The organism is Salinispora vitiensis (assembly GCF_000378825.1).
In the GTDB taxonomy this organism is placed as follows: domain Bacteria; phylum Actinomycetota; class Actinomycetes; order Mycobacteriales; family Micromonosporaceae; genus Micromonospora; species Micromonospora vitiensis.
On the sequence record NZ_KB900388.1, the window covers coordinates 211,593 to 231,556 of the forward strand.

15 protein-coding genes are annotated in these 19,964 nt (G+C 68.9%); 8 read left to right on the plus strand and 7 right to left on the minus strand.

The window, feature by feature from the left end:
• Positions 1–24: 24 nt before the first annotated feature.
• From SALPAC2_RS0101090 to SALPAC2_RS0101105, 4 genes are all read right to left on the minus strand, one after another.
• Positions 25–1,008, minus strand: a complete 984-nt coding sequence (locus SALPAC2_RS0101090; protein ID WP_018214785.1) for a glycine betaine ABC transporter substrate-binding protein — start codon at positions 1,006–1,008, stop codon at positions 25–27.
• A 61-nt stretch (positions 1,009–1,069) separates the two neighbouring features.
• Positions 1,070–1,855 carry an ABC transporter permease gene (locus SALPAC2_RS0101095; protein WP_018214786.1) on the minus strand — a complete coding sequence of 262 codons (786 nt, stop codon included), beginning with the start codon at positions 1,853–1,855 and terminating at the stop codon, positions 1,070–1,072.
• Complete coding sequence (locus SALPAC2_RS0101100; RefSeq protein ID WP_018214787.1) at positions 1,852–3,054, minus strand: ABC transporter ATP-binding protein; 1,203 nt, start codon at positions 3,052–3,054, stop codon at positions 1,852–1,854. The genes SALPAC2_RS0101095 and SALPAC2_RS0101100 overlap by 4 nt, the downstream gene beginning before the upstream one ends.
• The gene (locus SALPAC2_RS0101105) at positions 3,051–3,779 is read right to left on the minus strand and encodes an ABC transporter permease (RefSeq protein WP_018214788.1); all 729 of its coding nucleotides are present in this window, start codon (positions 3,777–3,779) and stop codon (positions 3,051–3,053) included. Before SALPAC2_RS0101105 ends, SALPAC2_RS0101100 begins: the two co-directional genes overlap by 4 nt.
• A gap of 743 nt (positions 3,780–4,522) precedes the next feature.
• Between SALPAC2_RS0101105 and betA the strand changes: the two genes are divergently transcribed.
• From betA to SALPAC2_RS0101135, 6 genes are all read left to right on the plus strand, one after another.
• Positions 4,523–6,199 carry a choline dehydrogenase gene (gene betA, locus SALPAC2_RS0101110; RefSeq protein WP_018214789.1) on the plus strand — a complete coding sequence of 559 codons (1,677 nt, stop codon included), beginning with the start codon at positions 4,523–4,525 and terminating at the stop codon, positions 6,197–6,199.
• Positions 6,200–6,263: 64 nt separating this feature from the next.
• Positions 6,264–7,739 carry an aldehyde dehydrogenase family protein gene (locus SALPAC2_RS0101115; protein WP_018214790.1) on the plus strand — a complete coding sequence of 492 codons (1,476 nt, stop codon included), beginning with the start codon at positions 6,264–6,266 and terminating at the stop codon, positions 7,737–7,739.
• Positions 7,740–7,906: 167 nt separating this feature from the next.
• Positions 7,907–8,986: a quaternary amine ABC transporter ATP-binding protein gene (locus SALPAC2_RS0101120; RefSeq protein WP_018214791.1), complete on the plus strand. Its 1,080-nt coding sequence runs from the start codon at positions 7,907–7,909 to the stop codon at positions 8,984–8,986.
• Entirely contained in the window at positions 8,986–10,980 is a 1,995-nt protein-coding gene (locus SALPAC2_RS0101125) for an ABC transporter permease (RefSeq protein WP_018214792.1), read from the plus strand. The genes SALPAC2_RS0101120 and SALPAC2_RS0101125 overlap by 1 nt, the downstream gene beginning before the upstream one ends.
• 77 nt (positions 10,981–11,057) lie before the next feature.
• A complete protein-coding gene (locus SALPAC2_RS0101130) occupies positions 11,058–12,029 on the plus strand; it encodes an ABC transporter substrate-binding protein (RefSeq protein ID WP_018214793.1) in 972 nt (323 codons plus the stop codon).
• 199 nt (positions 12,030–12,228) lie between these two features.
• Complete coding sequence (locus SALPAC2_RS0101135) at positions 12,229–13,065, plus strand: SAM-dependent methyltransferase (protein WP_026184283.1); 837 nt, start codon at positions 12,229–12,231, stop codon at positions 13,063–13,065.
• Between the two features lie 57 nt (positions 13,066–13,122).
• On the opposite strand, the gene SALPAC2_RS0101140 is transcribed toward SALPAC2_RS0101135, so the two are convergent.
• From SALPAC2_RS0101140 to SALPAC2_RS0101150, 3 genes are all read right to left on the minus strand, one after another.
• Positions 13,123–13,575, minus strand: a complete 453-nt coding sequence (locus tag SALPAC2_RS0101140) for a MerR family transcriptional regulator (protein ID WP_018214795.1) — start codon at positions 13,573–13,575, stop codon at positions 13,123–13,125.
• Complete coding sequence (locus tag SALPAC2_RS0101145; protein WP_018214796.1) at positions 13,575–15,074, minus strand: SulP family inorganic anion transporter; 1,500 nt, start codon at positions 15,072–15,074, stop codon at positions 13,575–13,577. The genes SALPAC2_RS0101140 and SALPAC2_RS0101145 overlap by 1 nt, the downstream gene beginning before the upstream one ends.
• Positions 15,075–15,338: 264 nt before the next feature.
• Entirely contained in the window at positions 15,339–16,142 is an 804-nt protein-coding gene (locus tag SALPAC2_RS0101150) for a pyridoxamine 5'-phosphate oxidase family protein (protein WP_018214797.1), read from the minus strand.
• 110 nt (positions 16,143–16,252) lie between these two features.
• Here SALPAC2_RS0101150 and SALPAC2_RS24255 point away from each other — a divergent pair, with 110 nt between their 5' ends.
• Positions 16,253–18,040, plus strand: a complete 1,788-nt coding sequence (locus tag SALPAC2_RS24255) for a carbon starvation CstA family protein (protein ID WP_018214798.1) — start codon at positions 16,253–16,255, stop codon at positions 18,038–18,040.
• Positions 18,041–18,297: 257 nt separating this feature from the next.
• A complete protein-coding gene (locus SALPAC2_RS0101165) occupies positions 18,298–19,890 on the plus strand; it encodes a GGDEF domain-containing protein (RefSeq protein ID WP_018214800.1) in 1,593 nt (530 codons plus the stop codon).
• Positions 19,891–19,964: the final 74 nt, after the last annotated feature.

The window sequence follows — 19,964 nt, forward strand, 5'->3', positions numbered from 1 at the left end:
TGGTGGTGCGCCGGTCGAGGTGCCTCAGCCGATGAAGCCCTCAGCCTTCATCCAGTCGGAGACGACCTGGGCCACCGGCTCGCCCTGGACGTCCACCTTCTCGTTGAGCCCGCGGAGGGTGTCGTCGTCGAGCTTGGCGATCACTGGCTCGAGGATCGTCAGAATGGCGCCGTACGACTCGGCGGTCTCACCGTTGAGGGTGGGAGCCGGGTTGTAGATCGGGAAGAAGCTCTGGTCATCCTCCAGTACCCGCAGGTTCAGGTGGCTGATCCGGCCGTCGGTGGTGAAGACCTCGCCGAAGTTGCAGGCCTCGCCCTTCTCCGTCTCGGTGTAGACGACGCCGGTGTCGACGACCTTGACGTTGTCCGCCGGGACGTCCATCCCGTACGCCGCGGTCATTCCGGGCCAGCCGTCGTTGCGGCCCGCGAACTCGGTCTCCAGACAGAACGTCGCTTCCTGCGGGTTGCTCTTGGCGAACTCGGCGAGCTCAGAGACGGTCGTGAGGTTCCACTCCTCGGCCTTGTCCTCCCGCAGCGCGATGGCGTAGGTGTTGTTCGCGGGAGCGTACGCCCCCCACACCACGTTGTTCTTCTCCTTGTCTTCCTTGACCACGGCCGCGTACTGCTCGGCGGAGTCCTGGATCGGGTCGGTGTGGTCGAGGTAGGTGATCCACGCCGTACCGGTGTAATCCCAGTAGACGTCGACCTCGCCGCTGAGCAGCGCCTTACGGACGTTCACCGAACCCTTGATGTTGGTCTTGTCCTCGACCTCCGCGCCAGCGGCGGTCAGCGCCTGCATCGTGATGTGCCCGAAGACGATGTTCTCGGTGAAGTCCTTGGAGCCGACCGCGATGCTCTGTCCCTTGAGGGTGGCGTCCTCCTTGATCGATCCCTCGCCGACCGCGACGTCGGCGCCGGAGTCCTCAGTCGTCACCGAGCAGCCGGTGAGCGCGAGGGCGACCACCGCGGAGCCGGTCACCAGGCGGGTGAGTGCAGTTCGATTTCGCATCGTTACCTTCCTTGGGCTAGTGCGAGTGTCGGGTGGTGGGTAGGTGCGGGGATGACGCCGCTCAGTCGAGCCCACGGGGGCGGAGCAGGTCGGAGATCACTCCGCCCAGCCAGTCCAGCGTCAGCGCCAGGGCCGCGGTCAGAACGGCTCCGGTGACGAGGATCGTTTCGCGCTGGAGCTTGATCCCGGTCACGATCAGCGCACCCATACCTCCCGCGTCGATGAACGTGGCGAGGGTGGCCACGCCGACGGCGAGGACGAGTGCGGTCCGTACCCCGGCGAGGATCACCGGAACGGCCAACGGAAGCTCGATCCGGAGCAGGACGGCCAGCGGTGACATACCGATGCCCCGACCCGCCTCGATCAGATGGCGGTCTACCTGGTTGATCCCGACAATGGTGTTCTGGAGTACCGGGAGGACAGAGTAGGCGACCAGGCAGATCAAGGCGGTCGAGAAGTCGATGCCGAGGAAGATGCTCAGCAGGACGAGCAGCCCGATCGCGGGCGTCGCCTGGCCGATGTTGGCCAGGCCGGTGGCGAACGGAGTAAGCCACCGCAGGGATGGACGGGTGAGCAGGATGCCGCCCCCACCGGCGATCGCCACGACGAGGACGGTGGTCAGCGCGGCGAGCGTCACATGTTCCCCGGCCGTCCGCAGCAGGTAGTCGGCGTTCAGGAAACGCTGCTCGATGTCGTCCAGATTCGTGGCGCTGACCCAGAGGTAGGTGCCGAGCAGCACCACCGCGAGGATCAACGGCATCGTGGCGTGTCGCCGCAGCAGCCCGCGCCAACGGGACGGCGGGGTGAGCACCGTCGCTGCGGCCTGCGCTTCGGTGGCGCTGCTCATCGCTGCTCCGGGGCGAGCTCGGCGGCGGGGGCTGCGCCCACTCGCTGGTCGGGAACCCCGGAGCCCGATGTGCCTCGCTCGGGCGTGTGGTGGATCACCTGCATCAGGCCGTCGAGCGTCACCGTGCCGGCGTAGCGGCCGCGCTCGTCAACCACGACCGCGGCGCCGTCGCGGGAGGCGAGCATCGCGTCCAGGGCGTCGCGGAGCGTCGCCTGCGGCTCGACCGTCGTCACCGTCTGGCCGGCGTCCCCGTCAAGGGCACCCGCGGCAGCGGTCAGCTCATCGGCGTTGACCCAGCGCAGCGGCCGGTTGTCGGCGTCGACGGTCAACGCCGAGGAGCCTTCGGTCTGCTCCAGCTGGCGCTTTGCACCGTTGGTGGTCTTGTCCGGCTGGATCAGCGGGACATCCTCCCACGTGATCGCGTCGACTCGGCGCAGGTCGAGCTGCTTGAGCCGGGCACCGCGGCCGATGAACTGGGCAACCGTGTCGTCCGCCGGACTCGCCAGCAGGTTTTCCGGGGTGTCGAACTGCCGAATCTTGGACCTCTCGCCGAGGACGGCGATCCGCGTACCCATCTTGATCGCCTCGTCGAAGTCGTGCGTGACGAAGACGATGGTCTTGCGTAGCTGCTCCTGCAGGCGGAGGAACTCGTTCTGCAGCCGGTCCCGGGTCATCGGGTCGGTGGCACCGAAGGGCTCGTCCATCAGCATCACCGGCGGATCCGCGGCGAGTGCCCGGGCCACCCCGACGCGCTGCTGCTGCCCGCCGGAGAGTTGGCGGGGCAGCCGGTTGCGGTAGATGGCCGGCTCAAGGCCGACGAGGTCGAGGAGTTCGTCGGCGCGGGCCTCGATCCGCTTGGCGTCCCAGCCGAGCATCTTCGGCACCAGCCCGACATTGGTGGCGACGCTCATATGTGGGAAGAGCCCCACCTGCTGGATGACGTAACCGATCTGCCGGCGCAGGTCGTTGCCGTCCAGCGCGGTCACGTCGGTGCCGTCGATGAGAATCCGGCCGCTGCTGGGCTCGATCAACCGGTTGATCATCTTCATGGTCGTGGTCTTGCCGCAGCCGGAGGGGCCGACCAAGACGATGATCTCGCCCTGCTGGATCGTCATCGACATGTTCTCGACGACCGGGGCTTTCTGTCCTCGGTAGAACTTGTTGACCTGCTGCAGGTCGATCATTACGTCGTGGCTCATTCTCGGCCTCCCAGGGAGGGGGAAGGGACTGCGGTGGTGGGCGTGAGCGTCGGGCGGCGGGCCGGCCGGGGGCGGAAGAGCTTCGGTCGGTGCCCGGCCCGGGTGAGCTTGCCCAACAGAGCGAGGGCGAAGTCGACGGTGAGTGCCAGCACAATTACGCCGACCGTTCCAACCAGCGCCTGGTTCAGGGAGTTCACGCCACCGAGGTTGGCCAGGCCGGAGAAGATCTGGTTGCCCAGCCCTGGGCCTCCGACATAGGCCCCGACCGCGGCGATCCCCATCGTCATCTGGGTGGACACCCGGATCCCGGTCAGGATGACCGGCCAGGCGAGCGGAATTTCCACAGTAGATAAAGATCGGAGTCGGCTCATGCCGATTCCCCGCGCGGCCTCGGTAAGGGCCGGGTCGATCTCGCTCAGGCCCACAATGGTGTTCCGGAGGATCGGTAGCAGGGCATACATGGTGAGGGCCACCAATGTGGGCGTGTATCCCAGCCCGAGTGGTGCGATCAGTAGGCCGAGTAGCGCAAAGGACGGGATGGTGAGCATGGCCGCGGCTATGCCCGTCGCGACCGCCCGGGTACGGGGGTTGCGGTAGGTCCAGAGGGCGACCAAGACGCCGATGACCGTCGCCAAGGCGACGGACATCAGCACAATTGTCGCGTGTTCGAGGGTCTGTGCGAGTAACAGCTCACGCCGACTCTGTAGATATTCGAGGAACGTCATGTGTCACCTGTCACCTCCTGCTGTGGCAATCGTGGGCCCGGAGATCAAGGAGCGGCTGGGTGGGCCGTAGCGAAAGCGGGTCAGCCATCAGCGAGTGGTGATCAGCCGATGGTGGCGAGGGGGCCCGACCAGGGGCTGAGCCGCGCGGCTCAGGGAGCCCGGGCTCGCGTCGGTTCGAAGCCGCCGTCCTCCCTCGCCTCGTCAATTCGGATCACAATCTTAACTCAACGTCACACCAAGGACTGGGCGCCCTCGAGGGCATCGAGTGTGGGATGTGGGATAGAGCGGGCGAAACGTGTGGATGGCGCCCGTCGATCTGTGTCCGCAGTTGCGGCCGCGCCGGGTGGTGGTCGCGGCGCGGAGCTGCCTCGGTGGCCAGGGGTACACCGCCGTGGTGGCTGGGGCGATCGTCCCGTGCTGTCCCGTGCCGTCCCGAGTCGATCGGCCAAGGTGCAAGAACGTTATTTTGTGATGCTCGTCCTGTGATCTCTTCCGTACGTGCAGCTCAGAGGCGTGCGGGTTGGCGGGGCGGCGGAAAACGCGAGGTAAGGTTGCATCCCTGCACGCATCCGGTTCGACCCCCGAACCGGTCGGGAGCGCGCGGCCGGTCGTGAGCCGGTGCGGACGCACCGGACGGACGCGACTGTGGAGTGACGTGCGCCATGCCATCAAGTCGCCGCTTCGTCCTGCCGTCATGCCCGGGTTCGACGAGTTCCGCGGCCAGTTGAGTGAGGTGAGTGGAAGTGACAACCCAACGTTACGATTTTGTCATCGTTGGTGGCGGTTCTGCCGGCAGCGCGCTCGCCGACCGGCTTTCCGCCGATCCGGGCAACCGGGTTTTGGTCCTGGAGGCGGGCCGTCCCGACTACCCATGGGACGTCTTCATCCACATGCCGGCGGCGCTGCCGTTTCCGATCGGTAGCCGGTTCTACGACTGGCAGTACAACTCGGAGCCGGAGCCGCACATGCACGGGCGGCGTATCTACCACGCCCGGGGCAAGGTGCTAGGTGGTTCCAGCAGCATCAACGGGATGATCTTCCAGCGGGGTAACCCGTTGGACTACGAGCGGTGGGGCGCCGACCCGGGCATGGAGACCTGGGACTTCGCCCACTGTCTGCCGTACTTCAACCGGATGGAATCCGCGCTGGGGGCGGATCCGGACGACCCGTTCCGTGGCCACGACGGCCCGCTGGTGCTGGAGCGCGGCTCCGCGGACAATCCGGTGATCCAGGCCATGCTCGCGGCGGCGGAGCAGGCCGGCTATCCGCGCACCACCGACGTAAACGGTGCCCAGCAGGAGGGCTTCGCCCCGTTCGACCGGAACGTAAGTCGGGGCCGGCGCTTCTCCGCGGCCCAGGCCTACCTGCGCCCGGCGATGAAGCGACCCAACCTCGAGGTGCGTACCCGCGCGTTCGTCACCCGCGTCATCTTCCAGGGCACCCGCGCCGTGGGCGTCGAATACACCCGCGGCAAGGGGACGACCCCGCACCGGGTGTACGCCAACGACGTGATCCTCAGCGGTGGCGCGATCAACACGCCGCAGTTGCTGCAGCTTTCCGGCGTGGGTAACGCCGATGAACTGGCCGGCCTGGGCATCGACACCGTCGCGAACCTGCCCGGGGTGGGCGAGAACCTGCAGGACCACCTGGAGGTCTACATCCAGCACGCCTGCACCCAGCCAGTGACGATCCAGCCCTACCTGAACTGGCGGTACGCGCCGTGGATCGGCGCGAAGTGGCTGTTCGGACGGACGGGTCTGGGCGCCACCAACCACTTCGAGGCGGGGGGCTTCGTCCGGAGCAACGACACCGTCGACTACCCGAACCTCATGTTCCACTTCCTGCCGATCGCGGTCCGCTACGACGGCTCGTCCCCCTCCGGGGACCACGGCTACCAGGTGCACATCGGGCCGATGTACTCCGACGCCCGCGGTACGGTCAAGATCGTAAATCGGGATCCTCGGGTGCATCCGGCGCTGCGGTTCAACTACCTCTCCACCGAGCAGGATCGGCGGGAGTGGGTGGAGGCGGTCCGGGTGACCCGCGACATCCTCGGCCAGCCGGCGTTGGCACCGTTCAGCGGTGGTGAGATCTCTCCCGGGCCCGAGGTGCAGACCGACGAGGAGATCCTCGACTGGGTCGCCCGCGAGGGGGAGACCGCGCTGCACCCGTCCTGCACGGCCAAGATGGGGACCGATGACATGTCTGTGGTGAACCCCACCGACATGTCGGTGCACGGGGTGACCGGGCTGCGGGTGGTGGACGCGTCGGTGATGCCCTACGTCACCAACGGCAACATCTACGCCCCGGTGATGATGGTCGCCGAGAAGGCCGCGGACCTCATCCTGGGCAACACGCCGCTGGCGCCGTCGCCGCTCGACTACTACCGGCACGACCACGGTTCGTCGGCGGTGGCATGATGCCGGGTCGCGAAGGCAGAGCTGGGCCAGGAAACCACTCGACGAGTGCATCGGGGAGTTGCGCGTGAAGGACCTCTACATCGATGGAGAGTGGCGGGATTCGGTAGCCGGCGGGCACCGGGAGATCCGCTGCCCGGCCGACGGCACCCCGGTGGTCACCGTTGCCGAGGGGACCAGGGACGACACGGTCGCGGCGATCCGCGCGGCCCGGAAGGCATTCGACGAGGGGCCGTGGCCGTGGCCGCGAACCCCGGCCGGCGAACGCGGTGCGCTGCTGCACCGGGTCGCCGACCTCCTCCAGCGCGACAAGCAGGAGTTCGCCCGCGCGGAGTCGCTCGACACCGGTAAACGGCTGGTGGAGAGCGAGTACGACATCGACGACGTGACCGCCTGCTTCCGGTACTACGCGGGCCTCGCCGACACTGACGGCGGACGCGTCGTGGACACCGGGCGCAGTGACGCGATCAGCCGGGTCGAGTACGAGCCGATCGGTGTCTGCGGGCTGATCACGCCCTGGAACTACCCGTTGCTGCAGACCTCGTGGAAGGTCGCCCCGGCGCTCGCCGCCGGAAACACCTTCGTCCTCAAGCCCAGCGAGCTGACCCCCTCGACCGCGATCCTGCTGATGCGGGTGCTGGACGAGGCCGGGCTGCCGCCGGGCGTGGCCAACCTGGTCCTCGGCGCCGGTGCCGAGGTCGGTGCGCCGCTGGCCGAGCACCCGGACGTGGACCTGGTCTCGTTCACCGGGGGTCTGCAGACCGGGCGTGGCCTGATGGCGGCGGCCGCGGCGACGGTGAAGCGGGTGACGCTCGAGCTCGGCGGCAAGAACCCGAACGTCGTCTTCGCCGACGCCGACTTCGACGCCGCCGTGGACTTCGCGCTGACCGCGGTGTTCCTGCACTCGGGCCAGGTCTGCTCGGCGGGTACCCGGCTCGTGGTCGAGGAGTCCATCCACGACGCCTTCGTGGACGCGGTCGTGGATCGCGCCCGTCGGATTCGTCTCGGTGGGCCCTTCGACACCGAGGCGGAGACCGGCCCACTGATCTCCGCCACCCACCTGTCCAAGGTGGAGTCGTACGTCGCGGCCGGAATCGCCGAGGGTGCGGTGCTGCGCTGCGGCGGCCGTCGCCCCGACGAGGACCGTCTCGCCAACGGCTTCTACTACCTACCGACGGTGCTTGACGGCTGTCGTGGGGACATGTCGGTGGTCCGCGAGGAGTCCTTCGGCCCGGTCCTCACCGTCGAGACCTTCACCGACGAGGACGAGGCGGTGCGCATCGCCAACGACACCCACTACGGCCTCGCTGGCGCGGTCTGGACCAGCGACGCCAGTCGTGCCCAGCGCGTCGCGCAGCGGCTGCGGCACGGCACGGTCTGGATCAACGACTACCACCCGTACGTACCGAAGGCGGAGTGGGGCGGCTTCCGGCAGTCCGGCAACGGCCGCGAGCTGGGCCCGACCGGGCTCAACGAGTACCGGGAAATGAAGCACATCTGGCAGAACACCGATCCCCGTCCGCAGCACTGGTTCCGCGGCTAGCGCCCCCACGCCGTCCCGTAACCGTCGCCCGAGGAAAGAGACGAGTCAGCCATGTCTGTCCCCACCGACTATCACCGCCGTCCCGGCGGGCCCATCCCCGCGTGCGCACCCCGGTGCTGCACGGGCGTGCCGAGGTCGCGGCGTAACGACCGGGCGGGGTGGGCCGCATGAGCGCGGATACGGCGGTTGAGCCGCGCGGGCAGGTCAATGAAGCCCAGACTCCGGTGATCTCGGTCCGGAACCTGTGGAAGGTGTTCGGCCCGAACGCGGAGCGGGTGCCCGGCTCGGCCGAGCTCGCGGGGCTGTCCCGGCGGGAGCTACGGGAGCGGGCCCGGTGTACCGCCGCGGTACGGGAGGTGTCGTTCGACGTCGCGCCCGGTGAGGTCTTCGTCGTGATGGGGCTCTCCGGCTCCGGCAAGTCCACACTGGTGCGCTGTCTGACCCGGCTGATCGAGCCGACCGCCGGGGAGGTGGTCTTCGAGGGCGAGGACATCCTGCGGGCCGACAAGAGGCGGCTGCGGGAGCTCCGGCGCCGGAAGTTCTCGATGGTCTTCCAACACTTCGGTCTCCTGCCGTACCGAACGGTGGTCGACAACGTCGGGTATGGCCTGGAGATCCGGGGCGCCGGCCGCGCCGAGCGAATCCGCCGGGCGAACGAGGTCATCGACCTGGTGGGCCTCGACGGCTACGAGAACGCGTACCCGGACCAGCTCTCCGGCGGGATGCAGCAGCGCGTCGGGTTGGCGCGGGCGTTGGCCGGTGACCCGGACGTGCTCTTCTTCGACGAGCCGTTCTCCGCGCTGGACCCGCTGATCCGGCGCGACATGCAGAACGAGGTCATCCGGCTGCACCGCCAGGTCGGCAAGACGATGGTCTTCATCACGCACGACCTCTCCGAGGCGCTCAAGCTCGGCGACCGGATTCTGCTCATGCGCGACGGCAACGTGGTGCAGGCCGGGACCGGGGACGAACTGGTCGGGGCGCCGGCCGACGACTATGTGCGCGACTTCGTCCAGGATGTGCCCCGCGCTGACGTGCTCACCCTGCGGTGGATCATGCGTCCGTCCCGGGACAGCGATCAGCTGGACGGCCCCGAACTTGGTCCAGGGATGATCGTGCGGGACGCGGTCCGTACGGTGCTCGCCGCCGACCGGCCGGTGCGGGTCGTCGAGAACGGGGAACTGTTGGGCGTGGTCGGCCATGAGGAGGTCCTCGATATCGTCGCCGGCAATCAGGCGGGCGCCTGATGGCCACGACGACCATGACCGGCGCGTCAACGCGGACCACCCCACGTCGACGAATCACCAAGCCGCTCGCGGTGGTGGGCGTCCTCGCGCTCTGGTTCGTCGCCTGGACCCTGCTGCGCGGCCAGGACATGTTGGAGCTGCCCCGGGCCACGCTGACCGAGCTGCACCACTGGCTCAACGACGTCAACGACTCGGTCGGCGCCAGCCGGAACAGCAACCCGCTCTTCCTGTACTTCTTCAACGAGATCCGCGCGGTGATGGACGCGTTGGTGACCTTCGTCCAGGGGCTCATCGCGCAGCCGGCGTACGGGCGGCCGGTGCCGGTGCTCGGGTGGCTGGGTGTGGTCGCGCTCGTCTCCTACGTCTCCTGGGTGTTCGCCAACTGGCGGGTGGCGCTGCTCGCCGCGGGCGGGTTCATTCTCTTCGGCCTGCAGGGGCTGTGGCAGGAGAGCATGGACACGCTGGCGCTGACGTTGGTGGCGGTCTTCGTGTCGCTGTTGTTCGGCATTCCGCTGGGCATTCTGGCCGGGGTGTCGGATCGGTTCCATCGGTTGATCACTCCGGTGTTGGACCTCATGCAGACGATGCCGACCTTCGTCTACCTCGCGCCGCTGACCCTGGTCTTCCTGATCGGCCCGGCCTCCGCGACGATCGCGACGCTGATCTACGCCATGCCGCCGGCGATCCGGATCACCGCGCACGGGATCCGTTCCGTGCCCGCACCGCCGGTGGAAGCCACCGACTCGTTCGGCGCGACCCGGCGGCAGCGGTTGACCAAGGCGCTCCTGCCGCTGTCGAAGCGGACGATCGTGCTCGGCGTCAACCAGACGATCATGGCGGCGTTGGCGATGGTGACCGTCGCGGCCCTGATCGACGCTCCCGGCCTCGGTAAGACGGTGATCAAGGCCCTGCAGACCACCGACGTCGGTACCGCGTTCAACGCGGGGGTGGCGATCGTGGTGATGGCCATCGTCCTGGACCGGGTCACGACGGCGGCCAGCGTCCGCGCCGAGCAGGGGGGCGGTGAGGTCGATCCCCGGATCCGCCGGCTGCTCCTGGCCGGGTTCGGGCTGGTCGCCGCGGTCTGCTCGTACCTGTCCTACACCTACCTGTGGGCCTCTGAGTTCCCGGAGGGCGGCCAGCTCGGCGAGTATCTGTCGCAGGGGGCGACCACGGTGACGACCTGGGCGCAGCACCACCTCGCGGACCTGACCTCGGCGGTGAAGGACGGCGTGACCATCGCGTTGCTCAACCCGTTGGAGGCGTTGCTGGCCGAGTCGCCCTGGTGGTTGATGGGCGCGGTGATCGTGTTGCTCGCCGCGCTGGTCGGCAACCTGCGGGCCGCCGCCGTCGCCGCGGTCTGCGTGGGGCTGCTGGTCGGCAGTGGGCTCTGGAACGCCAGCATGGTCACGCTGGCCATGACGCTCGTGGCCACGCTGTTGGTGGTGACGCTGGGAGTGGTCGTCGGCGTGTGGATGGGCCGGAGTAACCGGGCCGATCGGGTCATCCGGCCGGTCCTGGACGCCGGGCAGACCATGCCGGCCTTCGTCTACCTGATCCCGGTCGTCGCCCTCTTCTCAGTGAGCCGCTTCAGCGCGATCGTCGCCGGTGTCGTCTACGCCGCGCCGGTGGCCATCAAGATCGTTGCGGACGGGGTGCGTGCCATTCCGGAGTCGACGGTGGAGGCGGCTACCGCCGCGGGCTCCAACACCTGGCAGACCATCACGAAGGTCCAGCTGCCGATGGCGCGGCAGTCGTTGCTGCTCGCCACCAACCAGGGGCTGATCTACGTGCTGTCGATGGTGGTCATCGGTGGCCTGGTCGGTGCCGGTGCGCTCGGCTACGAGGTCGTCGCCGGTTTCTCCCAGGGGCAGCTCTACGGCAAGGGCCTGGCGGCGGGCGCAGCGATCGTCGTACTCGGGATCATGCTGGACCGGATCGCACGGGCCGCCGGGCAACGGTCGGACCGCGCTTCCACGGCCGCCCAGTCCTGACTCATCCATCGCTCCGGTCCGCGGGGGACCGCGGGCCGGAGCTGACCGACGAACAACACCTTTGGAGGGTGACCGTAATGAGATCCGTTGTTAACAAGAGAGTTCTGGCGGGTGTCTCGCTGTCCACGGTGGCGGCACTCACGCTCACCGCGTGCGGTGGGTCCAAGATTGAGTCGACGGACGTAGCCGAAGCGGACGGCTGCGGCACCTTCAACATCGCGATCAACCCCTGGGTCGGGTACGAGGCGAACGCGGCCGTCCTCGCCCACGTCGCCGAGACCGAACTCGGCTGCAAGGTCGTCAAGAAGGACCTCAAGGAGGAGATCGCCTGGCAGGGCTTCGGCACCGGTCAGGTGGACGCGATCGTGGAGAACTGGGGCCACGACGACCTCAAGCAGAAGTACATCGAGGATCAGAAGACCGCGGTGAGCGCCGGTTCGACCGGTGTGGAGGGGATCATCGGCTGGTACGTGCCGCCGTGGATGGCCGAGGAGTACCCCGACATCACCGACTGGAACAACCTGAACGAGTACGCCCACCTCTTCGAGACCACGGAGTCCGGCGGCAAGGGACAGCTGCTCGACGGTGACCCGTCCTTCGTCACCAACGACGAAGCCCTGGTCAAGAACCTGGAGCTGGACTACCAGGTGGTCTACGCGGGTAGCGAGCCGGCCCTGATCCAGGCGTTCCGTCAGGCGGAGGAGAAGAAGGAGCCGGTGCTCGGCTACTTCTACGACCCGCAGTGGTTCCTCTCCGAGGTCGAACTGGTGAAGGTGAATCTGCCCGAGTACCAGGAGGGCTGCGACGCCGACCCGGAGCAGGTCGCCTGTGACTACCCGGTGTACGACCTTGACAAGATCGTGAGCAAGTCGTTCGCCGACGCCAACGGGCCCGCCTACCAGCTGGTCGACAACTTCAACTGGACCAACGCGGACCAGAACCTGGTGGCCCGGTACATCGCCCAGGACAACATGTCGCCGGAGGAGGCGGCTGAGAAGTGGGTCGAGGCCAACCAGGACAAGGTTGAGGCCTGGCTGCCGCAGAGCTGACACATCGTTTTCTCGTAAGACCTGTGCGGTGGCGCCGGTAACCCCGGCGCCACCGCACAGCTCTTTCTCGACCTTCTGCCGCCGGGCAGCGCCCCGCGGTCGCCGTCCGCTGGCCCGGATTCGCGGGGACCACGCAAGGGTCACCGTGCCGCTACGCTACGGCGTGACCGTTGGCGTAGCTGACAACCGGGGGGTTGACGTGTCGCAGAACCAGGCCGAGTCGCAGATCGCCCAGCAGCGGACCGCCCTGCGCTGGACCGGAGCCGTTACGTCCACCTTGGATGTGTCGGTGCCGCACTCGGCGCGGGTGTGGAACTACTGGTTGGGAGGTAAGGACAACTTCGCGTCGGACCGGGCGGCCGGCGACCAGGTTCGAGCGATCTTCCCGGAGATCGTCGAGGCCGCTCGCTACTCCCGGGCGTTCCTGCGCCAGGCGGTGACCTACCTTGCCGACGAGGCGGGGATCCGTCAGTTCCTCGATGTCGGCACCGGCCTGCCGACCGCCGACAACACCCATCAGGTCGCCCAGCGGATCGCACCGCAGGCCCGCGTCGTCTATGTCGACAACGACCCGATGGTTCTCGCGCACGCCCGGGTGCTGCTGACCGACCCGGCGGGCGCCACCCAGTACCTCAATGCCGACCTGCACGATTCGGAGCGGGTCATCCGGGAGGCCCGGGCGACGCTGGACTTCAGCCAGCCGGTCGGCTTGATGATGCTGGGGGTCATGGGCCACGTCGGGGATCCCGCCCAGGCGCGGGACGCCGTACGCGCTCTGGTCTCGTTCCTGCCGGCGGGCAGCTTCCTGGCCATGTCCGACGGCACGGCCACCAGTGAGCGGGTGATCGAGTCCCATCGGCAGTACAACGAGAGCGGTGCGGCGCCGTACCACCTGCGCGAGGTCGCCGACTTCACCGCCTTCTTCGATGGCCTTGACCTGGTCGAGCCGGGTGTCGTGCCGCTGGGGCACTGGCGGCCGGAGGACGGCTCGCCGAAGGTCGTGGACGGCTACTGCGGGGTTGCCCGCAAGCCCTGACCAGCAGCGCCACCCCGGCCGAACGGGCCGGTTCCGTCCGGCCCGGCCCGGCCCGGGTCAGTGGTGGGACCGGTGTTGGTCGAGCTGGTGGCGCAGGGCGCCGGCGAAGCCCTCCGCAGTGCGGAGCTGTTCGCGTAGCGTCTCCACCCGGGAGACAGCGACGGTGTGGAAGAGGCCGAGCCGGTCAAGCAGGGCGGGCCGGTCCGCGGCACCGGCAGTGACCAGGGCGTCCAGGAGGGCAAGCAGCGCCCGCATCTCGTCGAGGCTGAACCCGAGCGGCTTCATCCGCTTGACCACCGCGAGACGCTCCAGGTCGGCGTCGGTGTAGAGGCGGAAGCCGCCCTCGCTGCGTGCCGACGGGATGATCAGCCCGGCGTCCTCGTAGTGCCGGATGGTGCGGATGCTCAGCCCGACCCGCTCGGCCACAGCGCCGATTCGCATCAGCGGACCGGCGCCGGCCGGGCGCTCGGCGGCCCCGGGTGCGGGACCACCGGGCACCGAGCCGGGCATCAGTGGCCCCCGCCGAGGGTGCCGGCCAGGTTGCCGTGGATGGCGGCACTGGGTTGGTTCAGCTCGATGATCTCCACGGTCTTGCCGCGAGCCGCGTACTTCGTGGTGATCGCATCCAGTGCCGCGACCGACGAGGCGTCCCAGACGTGGGCGTGGGTCATGTCGATGACCACGTGCGGCGGGTCGTTGGCGTAGTCGAACTGGTAGACCAGATCGTTGCTGGCGGCGAAGAACAGCTCGCCGTGCACCGAGTAGATGCGGCTCCCGCCGTCGGGGTCCAGCACGCTGGTGACCTCCACCAGGTGTGCGACCCGGTTGGCGAAGATCACCATGGCGGTGAGGACGCCGATGACCACGCCGATGGCCAGGTTGTGGGTGACCAGGGTCGTGGCGACGGTGGCGACCATGACCAGCGTCTCGCCCCAGGGCATCCGCTTCAGCGTGGCCGGGGCCACCGAGTGCCAGTCGAACGTCGAGACCGAGACAATGATCATCACGGCGACCAGGCCCGCCATCGGGATCGCGGCGACCACATCACCGAGGCTGACCACCAGGATGAGCAGGAACACGCCGGAGAGGAAGGTCGACAGCCGGGTCCGTGCGCCGGACGCCTTGACGTTGATCATCGTTTGGCCGATCATCGCGCAGCCACCCATACCGCCGAAGAAGCCGGTGACGATGTTGGCGACGCCCTGACCCCAGGACTCGCGGGTCTTGTTGGAGTGGGTGTCGGTGATGTCGTCCACCAGCTTGGCGGTCATCAGTGACTCCATCAGCCCGACCAGCGCGACGCCGAGGGCGTACGGAGCGATTAGGGCCAGGGTGTCGACGGTCCACGGGATCTGCGGCAGCCCGAGGGTAGGCAGGCTGTTGGGCAGCTCACCCTGGTCGCCTACGGTCGGTACGGCGATGCCGGCGGTGACGGTGATCCCGGTCAGGACGATGATCGTCACCAGCGGGGCGGGTACGGCCCGAGTGATCCGGGGTAGCCCGATCATGATCGCCAGGGCCAGGCCGACCAGCGGGTAGACCAGCCACGGCACCCCGAGCAGGTACGGCACCTGTGCGGAGAAGATGAGGATGGCCAGCGCGTTGACGAAGCCGACCATCACGCTGCGGGGAATGAACCGCATCAGTTTCGCGACCCCGAGTAGGGCCAGTAGCACCTGGAAGACGCCGCCGAGGATGACCGCGGCGATCAGGTAGTCCAGTCCGTGCTCCTTCGCCAGCGGTGCCACGACCAGAGCGATCGCCCCGGTCGCTGCGGAGATCATCGCCGGTCGGCCGCCGCAGATCGCGATGACGACCGCCATGGTGAAGGAGGCGAACAGCCCGACGCGGGGGTCCACCCCGGCGAGGATCGAGAAGCTGATCGCCTCGGGAACCAGCGCCAGGGCGACGACCAGACCGGCGAGCACCTCGGTACGGAGAACCCTCGGTGTCAGCCAGGACGGGCGGGACAGGCGCGGCCGGGTGACCGCGGGCAGCTCAGAAGACATACAGCCGTTTCCACTCGGGTGTGCATGGGGCGCACACAGATCGGCACGTCCTACTCGGGACGTGCCGAATTTCGTATACAAACAGTCTGGATTGGGAAGACCTGGGGCTATCCGGGCGACCTTGCCCGAGAGGGGTCGTGAGGGGCCAGCAGCCGCACCTCGACGACCGAGGCCGAACTCTACCCTTCGGTGAGGGGAGAGTTGGCCTTACGTGATGGGCATCACCTGCTGGCCGCTCGGGTGCGCCTGGCTCGCGTTGGTGCGCTACGCCCGGCGGGCGGCAGCCTCGCCGTCCAGGGCGCGGCGGCACGCCCGGGCCAGCCGCCGGTGCCGGGTCAGCCGCTGCCAGACCCCGAGCGGGGGTGCCAGCGGGGCGCGGTCGGGCGCCTCCGCGACGGCCAGCCGGTCGCCGGTCAGCCGGCCGCGCGTCAACCATGGTGTCCACCGCTCCAGATCCGGGCGGGAGAAGTCGTGCTCGAGCAGGACCGCCGCTCCTGTCGGCAGTGGCCCGCTGGCGAGACCCGCCACCCGGATGCCGGGTTCGCCTCCGCTGAGCCGGCGCACGGTCGCCACCGCCAGCCGCCGGTCCGCGGTGCCGACGACGAGCACCTCGCCGTTCCCGTCGCGGCGGACGCCCACCGGGGCGCTCGCCGTGACCTCAAGCGTCACGATCAGCCGGGGCAGGTACCACCAGTGCTCGCGGCGCAGCAGCGGTGAGTCGAGGAGCGCCCGGGCCGGCGGGTACTTGCGCAGCTCCTGCTCGAGGAGCCGGTCGGCGAAGAGCGTGCCGTCCGGGTCCTCGATCAGCCGGGTTCGGCCGTGCAGCACCATCGGCTGCCAGTCCCGGCCGGTGAGTCGGTCGTCCGAGATCACCAGCGCGGCGTGGGGGGCGGTCGCCAGCCGGCGGGCCAGTGCCACCTCGGCGTAGGGGAACGCGATCGTTGGCTCGTTGTCCAGCAGCAGCGGGGTGACCGGCCGGGCGTGGGGGCGGCCGGCGCCGTCGAGCCAGGCGAGTTCTCCCACGGTTGCCGCCCGGATCGCGCGCTGGGTCGCTGCGTCGACGCTCATGGCAGTTAGTGTCGTCGATTGACGGGTGTTTGTGACCCCCATTACATTACGGGTCGAGGTTCTGATCAGGGAGGGGCGCTTCCGCCCAGGTCGACCGCAGGGAGGCAGTAATGCCCGCCGTAGTCGTCGTCGCCGTGGTCATGGTGATGTTCGCCCTCGGATACCGGTACTACTCGCGCTACCTCGCCGACCGGGTGTACGGGTTGGACCCCACCTATGTCACTCCGGCGCACCAGCTGACCGACGGGGTGGACTTCGTCCCCACCAATCGACACGTGCTCTTCGGCCATCACTTCACCTCGGTAGCCGGAGCCGCTCCGATCGTCGGTCCCGCGATCGCCGTGTTCTGGGGGTGGGGGCCGGCGTTGGCCTGGGTGGTGCTCGGCACCATCTTCGCGGCCGGTGTCCACGACTTCGGGGCGTTGGCGGTCTCGGTGCGGCATCGGGCCCGCAACATTGGGACCCTCGCCGCGGACGTGATCAGCAAGCGAGCCCGGGCGCTCTTCCTGATCATCATCTTTTTCCTGCTCACCCTGGTCAACGCGGTCTTCGCGGTGGTGATCGGGAACCTGCTCGTCGCGTACCCGGGCGCGGTTATCCCGATCTTCGTGGAGATTCCCCTCGCCATCGCGATCGGCCAGTACATCTACCGAACCCGGCGCCCCGCCCTGGTGCCCTCGATCGCTGGCGTGATCATCCTTTACGTGCTGATCTGGGTGGGCAACATCTGGCCGATCGAGATCACGGGACTGGCCGACCAACTCGGGTTCGCCCAGCCACGCGACCTGTGGGTGATCATTCTCTTCGCGTACACCTTCGTCGCCTCGCGGTTGCCGGTCTGGCTACTGCTGCAGCCACGGGACTACATCAATTCGCACCAGCTCTTCATCGCCTTGGCGGTCATCTTCGTCGGCGTGCTGGTCGGGCTGGACCGGATCGTGGCTCCGCTGGTCAACGACGTGCCGGCTGGCTCGCCGAGCATCTTCCCGTTCCTGTTCATCACCATCGCCTGTGGGGCGATATCCGGTTTTCACTCGCTGGTGGCCTCCGGCACCACCGCGAAACAGCTGGACCGGGAGACCGACGCCCGGTACGTGGGCTATGCCGGCGCGCTCGGCGAGGGCAGCCTCGCCCTCGGCTCGATCATCGCGGTTACGGCCGGGGTGGCCGCCAGCCGGGCCGAGTGGGACAACCTGTACGCCACCCACGCAGCGGCATCGGGCGGGGCGACCCGCAACTTCGTCAACGGCATCGCCAGCTTCGCCGCCAACCTCGGGGTGGAGTTCCAACTCGCGACCGTCTTCGCCGCGGTCGTCGTGATCTCGTTCGCGGCCACCACGATGGACACCGGCGTCCGGTTGCAGCGCTACATCGTCCAGGAGATCGCCGAACTGGTCGGCTGGCGGCGGGTGGCGCGGAATCTGACCCTGGCGGGCCTGCTGGCGATCGCCGCACCGCTCGCGCTCGCGTTGCTACCCGGCGGTGGGGACGCCGGCTACACCTTCGGGGTCCTGTGGCGGCTCTTCGGCACCACCAATCAGCTCACCGCCGGTCTGGCGTTGGCCGTGATCGCGGTCTGGGTGCTGCGGCGCCGACGGAACCCGGTAGCGGTCGTCGTACCGCTCGTCTTCCTGCTGGCGATGACGACATGGGCGCTGATCGTGCAGCTCCGTGAGTTCGTCCGGGCCGACGAGTGGGTGCTGGCGCCACTGGACGCGATCATCTTCGTGCTCGCGGTCTGGCTGATCGTGGAGGCGGCGCTCGCGTTGCGCCGGGCCGGCGGGCCGAGGACCGAGTCGGGGGCGATCCCCGGCCCGCGCCCCGCGCCGGATAACAGCGGGGCCGAGCACGGAACCGAATCCGACGCCCGACAGGCCCTCGACCCGCCACAGCGGTGAGCAGGCTGTCGAGCTGCCCCGTCGGTGAGACCGATGCCGTGTCCGGCTGATCCCACCGGGTAATTCCCAGTGCTGCCCACCGGGCGGTTCCGCGGCGTCCACCGGGCGGTTCCCTGCTTCACCGCACCGGTTGACGGGAATCCGATGCCCCGCAACGACAACTGGATCAATTCCGCTCCCCAGGATTGACGAGACCATGGTCACGAGGCCACACAATGGTGGTTGCCCGTGGCGTCAGGCTGTTTCGAGGAGTCCGGATGAATGATGTGACCCTCCAGGCCCTGGACCTCCTCGAGGAGGCGCAGGCCGGTGCCGCGGCCCAGGTGCTGGCCGTCGCCGAGTCCGCGCTGCGGGAGCCCACCGGTGACATCTGCGACGGGCCGGCGGCGATGCACTTCGTGCGGGTCGTGGCGTTGACCCGACTTGGTGACCTGCCGGCCGCCGTCACCGCTGCCGACCTGATGCTCGCCGCCGCGGACCGGGAGCGGAGTACCGGTTGGCGCTCCTGCGCGCTGTCCCTGCGCGCCACCAGACGGCTGCGCCTCGGCGACCTGGACCTTCGCGAGCACGATATCTCCGTGGTGCTGGGGGATCTGGTCGCCGCCGAGACCACCCTGCTCGCCGGGGAGCCCAATCCGGTGATCGCCGGCAACGCGCACACCGGGATTGCGATCGGGTACGCCCAACTGCGCCTGTACGAGCTGGCTGCGCCCCAGTTCCAGGCGGCCTACGAGACCACCGGTCCGGTGTCGTACCCGGACAACGGCAACCGGGCGATGTGGCTGTGTAACCTCGCCGAACTCAACCTGATGTGGGCCCTGGAGCTGTACCAGGTCGGCCAGGCCGCGGAGGCGGCGGAGCACCTCACCGCGGCCGAGGAGAACGCGGTACGGGCGGCGGCGGAGGCATCCGGGCCCAAGGCGGAGGTGTGGCGACACACCGCGCTGCTCTTCGCGGCGTCCGCGCGGGCCGACCGTCAGGACCCGGCCGGCGCGGCGGACGAGATTCCCCGTCACCTTGCCCAACTCCAGGCATTCGGTGTGTCGGTCCAGCAGCCGGAGCTCCTGCTCTGTCGGTCCTTCCACGCGCTGGCGCTCAATCGGTGTGGCCGGCGGGACGAGGCCCTGCGGGTCATCGAGGCGGCCGTTGCTGACCTGCCACCCGACCCCAGCTGGCTGGCCGCGGCGGCACTGCACCGTACGCACGCGATACTGCTGGCCAAGAACGGATCGCGCGACGTCGGGCCCGGGCTCACCTACGGCGACACGCTCGCCGAGGTGTTGTGGCGGCAACGGCACCGTTGGTTGCACGCGGCGGTGACGATGCAGTCGTACGACCTGCTGCGCTGGCAGCATGAGCAGGCGGAGCGGGCGGCGCGGACCGACCCGCTCACCGGGGTGGCGAACCGGCGTGGGCTCGACGCCTTCCTGCGGAACCTAGCGGCGCCGGGACTGACCGACGACCACCGGGTCGCGGTGCTCGCCTTGGACGTCGACTGTTTCAAGCGGATCAACGACTCGCAGGGGCACGCCGCTGGGGACGAGGTGCTGCGCGCGGTGGCACAGGCGCTGACCACCAGCGTCCGCAGGGGCGACTTCGTGGCCCGGCTGGGCGGCGACGAGTTCGTCGCCATCCTCCCCGGTGCTGACTGCGCCGCCGCGGAACAGGTTGCCCGCCGGGCCGTTGCCGCCGTGCGCGGACTGACGCCGTGGCGGACGGGGGTCAGCGTCGGGGTCGCCAGCGGCGCCGCCCATTCGCTCGGGATGTCGCTGGCTGACGCCGACCGCGCGATGTACGCCGCGAAGCGGGCCGGCGGCAACCAGGTGAGCCGCGGGCACGTCGCGACCTGAAACTCAGCAGCGGCCCCGGCCGGGTCGGTGCCCCCCGCTGCCCCGTGGGCGCGGCGGCTGCCGATATCGGGGCC